Origin of the sequence: Gottfriedia luciferensis (assembly GCF_002156865.1) — a bacterium.
In the GTDB taxonomy this organism is placed as follows: domain Bacteria; phylum Bacillota; class Bacilli; order Bacillales; family Bacillaceae_G; genus Gottfriedia; species Gottfriedia luciferensis.
In genome coordinates, this window is record NZ_NCTA01000028.1 from 113,624 (window position 1) to 121,491 (window position 7,868).

At 34.7% G+C, this 7,868-nt stretch carries 5 protein-coding genes and 1 rRNA gene; all 6 read left to right on the top strand.

What is annotated here, in order from left to right:
- The first annotated feature begins 162 nt into the window (after window positions 1-162).
- Entirely contained in the window at window positions 163-381 is a 219-nt protein-coding gene (yaaA, locus tag B7R67_RS16445) for a S4 domain-containing protein YaaA (RefSeq protein ID WP_088072070.1), read from the top strand.
- Between the two features lie 17 nt (window positions 382-398).
- Window positions 399-1,520 (top strand): DNA replication/repair protein RecF, encoded by a 1,122-nt coding sequence (gene recF, locus B7R67_RS16450; protein WP_088072071.1) that lies wholly within the window; start codon window positions 399-401, stop codon window positions 1,518-1,520.
- A 98-nt stretch (window positions 1,521-1,618) separates the two neighbouring features.
- Complete coding sequence (gene gyrB, locus B7R67_RS16455) at window positions 1,619-3,538, top strand: DNA topoisomerase (ATP-hydrolyzing) subunit B (RefSeq protein ID WP_088072080.1); 1,920 nt, start codon at window positions 1,619-1,621, stop codon at window positions 3,536-3,538.
- Window positions 3,539-3,616: 78 nt separating this feature from the next.
- Window positions 3,617-6,094 (top strand): DNA gyrase subunit A, encoded by a 2,478-nt coding sequence (gene gyrA, locus B7R67_RS16460; protein ID WP_088072072.1) that lies wholly within the window; start codon window positions 3,617-3,619, stop codon window positions 6,092-6,094.
- An 86-nt stretch (window positions 6,095-6,180) separates the two neighbouring features.
- The gene (locus tag B7R67_RS16465) at window positions 6,181-7,218 is read left to right on the top strand and encodes an HD-GYP domain-containing protein (protein WP_088072073.1); all 1,038 of its coding nucleotides are present in this window, start codon (window positions 6,181-6,183) and stop codon (window positions 7,216-7,218) included.
- Between the two features lie 288 nt (window positions 7,219-7,506).
- A 16S ribosomal RNA gene (locus B7R67_RS16470) occupies window positions 7,507-7,868 on the top strand; the annotation flags it as partial.

Genomic DNA, 7,868 nt, shown 5'->3' on the forward strand with positions numbered 1-7,868 from the left:
GATTTATTAGAATGAATTATGTCATTTATTCTGTTGATCCTTGGAGAAAGCAAAGTACAATAGGTCACCCTTTTTTTACTTAAAGAGAAAAAAAGGGAATACTGTTTTTTTTCTTTCAGAAGTTTAGTACAATTAAGAAATGGATATTTGAGGGTGATAAAAATGAAAAATGAAAAAGTTAAAATAAATACAGAGTATATTACGTTAGGTCAATTTTTAAAACTTGCAGGTGTAATTGATACAGGTGGAATGGCGAAATGGTTTTTATCGGAGCATGAGATCTTTGTAAACAATGAACCTGAAAATAGAAGAGGAAAAAAATTAGTTTTAAATGACACTGTTTCTATTACAGGAATAGGTTCGTATACTATAACTTCATAAGTTTTGGGGGAATCCCATTGTATATTAAAGATTTACAATTAAAACAATATCGTAATTATGAGAACCTAGAGTTGAATTTTCAAAATAATGTTAATGTCATTATCGGAGAAAATGCACAAGGCAAAACAAATTTAATGGAATCCATATATGTGCTAGCTTTAACAAAGTCACATCGAACAAGTAATGACAAAGAAATGATACGTTGGGACGAAGAATATGGTACAATAAAGGGTACGTTACAAAAGAAAAATCAACAAGTAACGCTGCAATTAATCCTCTCAAAGAAAGGTAAAAAAGCAAAGCTAAACCATCTTGAACAGATGAAGTTAAGTCAATATATAGGCGTAATGAATGTCGTTATGTTTGCACCAGAAGATTTACATTTAGTAAAAGGTAGTCCACAGGTGCGCCGTAAATTCCTCGATATGGAGTTAGGACAAGTTTCGCCGGTTTACCTTCATGAATTAAGTCAGTACCAAAGAATCCTCCAACAACGAAATTCACTACTTAGAACATTACAAACTAGTCGAGACCGGAACTATTTAATGCTTGAGGTCCTAACATCTCAACTGGTAAAACATGCAGTAAAAATAATAGAAAAGCGAATTTCGTTTATCAAATTATTACAAGATTGGGCATCGCCAATTCACAGTCAAATTTCTAGAGATACTGAAAAACTAGAAATTATATATAAACCAAGCATTAATGTATCAGATTTAACAGATTTGACGAAAATGGAAGATGAGTACATAAAACAGTTCGAGGCTGAAAAAGAGCGTGAAGTATCAAGAGGTACTACTTTGCTTGGTCCGCATAGAGATGACTTAGTTTTTATGGTAAATGATAAAAACGTCCAGACATTTGGATCACAAGGACAACAGCGGACAACAGCACTTTCATTAAAGTTAGCTGAAATTGAACTAATCAAGGAAGAAGTCGGAGAATATCCGATATTATTACTAGATGATGTTCTTTCGGAGTTAGATGACTATCGTCAAACGCATTTATTAAATGCTATTCAAAATAAAGTACAAACTTTCGTAACAACGACAAGTGTTGACGGGATTCAACACGAAACGATAAAGCAAGCAAATATTATTAATGTTTCACATGGAACAATTATTAGTACATCTCTTTAAGTAATTTATCAAATTTCTACTACGCCGCCTAAAAAGCATAGCTGAAATTTACTAATTCTTTTATGTAAAATAAAAAAAGTAGGTGAGTGTTCATGACAATGGATCAAAAGATGCAGGAACATAATTATGATGAAAATCAAATACAAGTTCTTGAAGGATTAGAAGCCGTTCGTAAAAGACCTGGTATGTATATCGGATCTACAAGCGGAAAAGGGTTACATCACTTAGTATGGGAAATCGTTGATAATAGTATAGATGAAGCATTAGCAGGATATTGTGATGAGATTAATGTTACGATCGAAGAAGATAACAGCATCACAGTTAAGGATAATGGTCGTGGAATTCCAGTAGGTATTCATGAAAAAATGGGTCGACCTGCTTTAGAGGTTATTATGACTGTCCTCCACGCTGGTGGTAAATTCGGCGGTGGCGGATATAAAGTATCTGGTGGATTACATGGTGTAGGTGCATCAGTAGTAAATGCATTGTCTACTCTGTTGGAAGTTCACGTTCATCGTGAAGGTACTATTTATTACCAACAATTTTCTAAAGGTATACCTGTTGCAGATATGAGCATTGTTGGCGAAACAGATGTTACAGGGACAATTACACATTTTAAACCTGATTCAGAAATTTTCACTGAAACTACTGTCTATGAATTTGATATATTAGCAAATCGTTTAAGAGAATTGGCCTTCCTTAATAGAGGTATTCGCTTAACAATTGAAGATCGTAGAGAAAACAAGCAAAAGAAAGAGTTTCACTACGAGGGTGGAATAAAATCTTACGTTGAACATTTAAATCGTTCAAAAGAAGTAATTCATGATGAGCCAATTTTTGTAATTGGTGAAAAAGATGGAATTAGTGTCGAAATTGCACTTCAATATAACGAGAGCTATACAAGTAATATCTACTCATTTACAAATAATATTAATACACACGAAGGTGGTACGCATGAAGTTGGTTTCAAAACGGCTTTAACTCGTGTGATTAATGATTATGGCCGTAAAAATGGTTTAATCAAGGATCAAGATAGCAATTTATCAGGGGAAGATGTACGAGAAGGATTAACAGCTATTGTTTCTGTTAAACACCCGGATCCACAGTTCGAGGGACAGACAAAGACTAAGTTAGGTAATAGTGAAGTTCGTACGATTACTGAACAAATTTTTGGAGAAAACCTTGAAAAGTTTTTATTAGAAAATCCAACTGAGGCTAAAAAAATAGTAGAAAAAGGTTTAATGGCAGCTAGAGCGCGTGTTGCTGCTAAAAAAGCTCGTGAATTAACGAGAAGAAAAAGTGCTTTAGAGGTTTCAAGTTTACCTGGGAAATTAGCAGATTGTTCATCAAAAGATTCATCTATTAGCGAAATTTATATCGTTGAGGGTGACTCAGCGGGTGGAAGTGCTAAACAAGGGCGTGACCGTCACTTCCAAGCGATCCTTCCTTTACGCGGAAAAATCATTAATGTTGAAAAAGCTCGACTTGATAAAATTTTATCAAATAACGAGGTTCGTTCAATGATAACTGCTTTTGGTACAGGAATTGGAGACGACTTTGATATTGAAAAAGCGCGCTATCATAAAATTATTTTAATGACAGACGCCGATGTCGATGGAGCTCATATCCGTACTTTATTGTTAACTTTCTTATATAGATATATGCGACAAATTATTGAGAGTGGTTATATTTACATTGCTCAACCGCCTTTATATAAGATCCAACAAGGTAAAAAAATACAATATGCTTACAATGATCGACAAATGGAAGAAATTATGTCGAATATATCCGCAGTACCAAAACCAGTTATTCAACGTTATAAAGGTCTTGGTGAAATGAACCCTGAACAGTTATGGGAAACAACGATGAATCCTGAGACTAGAACATTACTTCAAGTTAATCTTCAAGATGCTATTGAAGCTGATGAGACGTTTGAAACATTAATGGGTGAAAAAGTAGAACCAAGACGTAACTTTATTCAAGATAATGCTAAATACGTAAAGAATTTAGATATTTAATAAAAGTATAGAATGGGAGCTATATGCTCCTTTTCCTACATAGATACGTTATACGTTAAATAAAGGGAGGTGCCGATGTTGAGTGAAAATCAACAAATCAAAGAAATAAATATTAGTCATGAAATGCGTAATTCCTTCCTAGATTATGCAATGAGTGTAATTGTTTCACGAGCATTACCTGATGTACGAGATGGTTTAAAGCCAGTACATCGAAGAATATTATACGCAATGAATGATTTAGGTATGACGGCCGAAAAAGCTTATAAAAAATCAGCACGTATCGTCGGTGAAGTAATTGGTAAGTACCATCCACATGGTGACTCTGCTGTATATGAAACAATGGTACGTATGGCGCAAGATTTTAACTTCAGATATATGTTAGTAGATGGCCATGGGAATTTTGGATCAGTCGATGGAGACGCTGCAGCGGCAATGCGTTATACAGAGGCTAGAATGTCAAAAATTTCGATGGAATTGATTCGTGATATTAATAAAAATACGATTGATTATCAAGATAACTATGATGGTTCTGAAAGAGAGCCTATTGTATTACCGGCACGTTTCCCTAATTTATTAGTAAATGGTGCTACAGGTATTGCGGTAGGTATGGCGACTAATATACCTCCACATCAATTAGGTGAGGTAATTGACGGAGTTCTAGCATTAAGTAAAGATCCAGAGATTACTACACAAGAACTAATGGAGTATATCCAAGGTCCTGATTTCCCTACATCAGGTATGATTTTAGGTAAAAGTGGTATTCGTAAAGCTTACGAAACTGGTAAGGGCTCAATTATTATCAGAGCTAAGGTTGAAATAGAAGAAAAAGCAAACGGAAGACAAACAATCATCGTAACTGAACTACCATATCAAGTAAATAAAGCGAAGCTAGTTGAACGTATAGCTGAATTAGTTCGTGATAAAAAGATTGAAGGTATTACAGATTTACGAGATGAGTCTGATCGAAATGGTATGCGTGTTGTCATCGAAGTTAGAAGAGATGCAAATGCTAATGTTCTTTTAAATAACCTTTATAAGCAAACAGCACTTCAAACAAGTTTTGGAATAAACTTACTAGCTTTAGTAAATGGTGAACCGAAAGTATTATCTCTTAAGAGTTGTTTAAGACATTACTTAGATCACCAAATTGTCGTTATTAAACGTAGAACACAATTTGAGCTAGAAAAGGCTGAAGCTCGTGCTCATATTTTAGAAGGTTTAAAAGTCGCTTTAGATAATTTAGACGCTGTTATCAGCTTAATTAGAGCATCTCAAACAGCAGAAATCGCTAAAAACGGTTTAATGGAGACATTTAATCTGTCTGAAAAGCAAGCTCAAGCAATTTTAGATATGAGATTACAACGCTTAACTGGTTTAGAGCGTGAAAAAATTGAAGAAGAATATCAAGAATTAATTAAATTAATTGCTGAATTAAAAGCAATTCTTGCTGATGAAGAGCGCGTTCTTGATATTATTCGTGAAGAATTAACGCAATTAAAAGAGCAATATAATGATAAACGAAGAACTGCAATTGTTCCTGGCGGACTCGAAGTCATAGAGGATGAGGATTTAATTCCAGTTGAAAATATCATTGTAAGCTTAACTCATAACGGATACATTAAGCGTCTGCCTATATCTACTTACCGTTCACAACGTAGAGGTGGCCGTGGTATTCAAGGAATGGGAACAAATGAGGATGATTTCCTAGAACACTTACTAACTACATCAACTCATGATACGATCTTATTCTTTACAAATAAGGGAAAAGTATACCGATCAAAAGGGTATGAGATTCCAGAGTTCAGCCGTACAGCTAAAGGACTTCCTATTGTTAACTTATTAGAAATTGATCGTGGTGAAAGTATTAACGCAATCATTCCAGTAAGTGAGTTTTTAGATAACTGGTATCTATTCTTTACGACGAAACAAGGTATTGCGAAACGTGTTCCATTATCTGCTTTTGCAAATATTCGTACAAATGGATTAATTGCAATTAATCTAAAAGAAGATGACGATGTAATTTCCGTTCGTTTAACAGATGGTACTAAGGATATCGTTGTCGGAACTTCTAAAGGTATGATGATTCGATTTAATGAAGATGATGTTAGATCTATGGGAAGAACAGCAACTGGTGTTAAAGCAATTACACTTTCTGACGATGATTATGTTGTAGGAATGGAAGTAGTTGAGGAACACTTAGATATTCTTGTTGTTACAGAACTGGGTTATGGTAAGCGAACTGCACAAGATGAGTACCGTATTCAAAGTCGTGGTGGAAAAGGATTAAAAACACTTAACGTTACTGAGAAAAACGGTAAGATGATTTCATTAAAATGTGTAAGTGATGAAGAGGATTTAATGCTAATCACTGAATCTGGTGTAATCATTCGTATGCCAATTGATCAAATTTCACGTCTTGGCCGTGTTACTCAGGGTGTAAAATTAATTAAACTCGATCAAGAGGGTCATGTTGCGACTGTTGCAATTGCAGCAAAAGAAGAGGAAGTTGATCTATCTGATGACGAGGAAGAAGTAGTTGAAACAACAGAAGAATAATACTTTAAGTTGATCCTATAACAAGAAAAGAGAGAACAGATATTAGTTCTCTCTTTTTTTAAAACTATTATAATGGGGGATAACTAATGAGAGTTCGAGCGGAAATGTTGCAAGAAGGTTGGATTTTAAGTAAGCCTGTTCAGTTGAATACAGAATATCCTATCGTAGAAATGGGAAAGGAATTAACAAAAGAGGATATAGAAGTTATTCGTGCTTTTTTAATTAATGAAATTGAAGTAGAACTTAAACAAAAAGACAATAATGAGATGACCTCAGAAATAAGTAATACTAATTCAGTTGAGTTTATTAAAATTTATCAAGATGCGATGAAGATGTATAAATCTCAATATGCAAGTTGGGAGTCGGGAGTATCTCTAAATATCGTTGAGTTTAGAAAAGTACTAATGCCATTGATTGATTACATTCAAAATTCACAAATGAAACAAATTCCAATACCAAGCGTTACATTAAAAGATGATAAAGATAAAATTAATCATCACAGTTTGTTATCTACAATGTTAGCGTCACTCATTGCTCTAAAATTAGATTATCAAAAGGGAGATATTATTCAAATCGGTGTTTCTGCGGCTTTATGTAATGCAGGATTTGCAAAATATCAATTTAAAACGATTGAAGAACTTGAGCGAAAATCTGACTATAAGAATCACCCAACACTTAGCTATCGAATGGTAGAGAAGGTACAATTTTTACGCGACCCTATGAAAATAGCAATCTTGCAACATGAAGAGAGACTAGATGGCAGTGGCTATCCATTAAAGCTAAAATCGACACATATCAACGAATATGCTTCAATATTGGGAGCCTGCGCATATTACTTTAACAAAGTATTATTCACCAAAGAACACTTAAGTGATTTTCAAGTAATTGAGCATTTAAACAAGGAATGTTTTGGGAAATTTCATCCTAGTGTAATAGAAGCAATAAACCAAATCGTAATTAATATCCAACTAGGAGACCGAGTATTATTATCAAACGGTATAGTTGGAAAAGTTATTTATAGATCAAATGTTGAGTTAACTAGACCGGTAATTAAAGACGAAAATAGTGAAACAGTAATCGATCTAATGAAAGAAAGAAAAGTTTCGATTCAGGAAATATTATAATAAAGATATTATTATCTGCTAATACTATTTAAACTTAAAAGAATTGCGTTATTTTCATATCGCTAGAGTTAATAACTGCTTAATTGCAAGGTTGTTCTAAGGAAATGAAAATAACGTAAATTTTTTTGAAATTATTTTATAAAAATATATTGACCTAATCTAATACCTTTGATATTATATAGAAGTCGCCAAGAGATAGAGCGACAAAGTGAACTTTGAAAACTAAACAAAACATGAAGTAAACGTCAATTATTAGTTTTTTGAGCAATACAAGATTTAAACTTAACTTTTATGGAGAGTTTGATCCTGGCTCAGGACGAACGCTGGCGGCGTGCCTAATACATGCAAGTCGAGCGGACTAATTGGAGCTTGCTCCAATTAGTTAGCGGCGGACGGGTGAGTAACACGTGGGCAACCTACCTATAAGACTGGGATAACTTCGGGAAACCGGAGCTAATACCGGATGACACAAAGGAACTCCTGTTCCTTTGTTGAAAGATGGCTTCGGCTATCACTTATAGATGGGCCCGCGGCGCATTAGCTAGTTGGTGAGGTAACGGCTCACCAAGGCGACGATGCGTAGCCGACCTGAGAGGGTGATCGGCCACACTGGGACTGAGACACGGCCCAGACTCCTACGGGAGGCAGCA